The sequence below is a fragment of the Sphingobium sp. LSP13-1-1.1 genome (genome assembly GCF_040676415.1).
Lineage (GTDB): Bacteria > Pseudomonadota > Alphaproteobacteria > Sphingomonadales > Sphingomonadaceae > Sphingobium.
In genome coordinates this window covers 1-360 of the sequence record NZ_JBEGHU010000071.1, presented here as the reverse complement: position 1 = coordinate 360, position 360 = coordinate 1, and the positions used below count along the sequence as shown (strand labels likewise).

At 55.3% G+C, this 360-nt stretch carries 1 protein-coding gene; it reads right to left on the bottom strand.

Annotation, left to right across the window (positions count from 1 at the left end):
- Positions 1–14 precede the first annotated feature (14 nt).
- Positions 15–360, bottom strand: a 346-nt coding sequence (locus tag MRBLSP13_RS20775) for a hypothetical protein (RefSeq protein WP_363756434.1), incomplete at its 5' end; no start/stop codon positions are given.

Below are 360 nucleotides of genomic sequence, written 5' to 3'. Positions count from 1 at the left end.
TGGGTGGGTTGCAGTCAGTCCGGTTCGGAGAGGCCTGCAGCTAAATTTCGCTTGGACCGGACGTGCATCCTGAGCTTTTTCAATCGCCACCATCTGCAAAGCGTGCCGAGCACAACGAATACCCCGCCTCCAAACCAAAGCGGAAGGCACATTTGGACTGCTTCGTCAGCGGTCAGTAAGCGCCTGATATAGGCGGATAAAATGTAGAGAGGGGCGGCCGCAAGAAAAAGGCCAGCCGCAAAGAACAAGAGCCATTCCCTCGCCCGCGTTGGAATTACCGGATGCAGCGGCTTCCGCGTTTTAAGGCTCCAATATCGCGGAAGATCGCTCATGAAAGGCAATGTCTCATCGTAGGCGTTG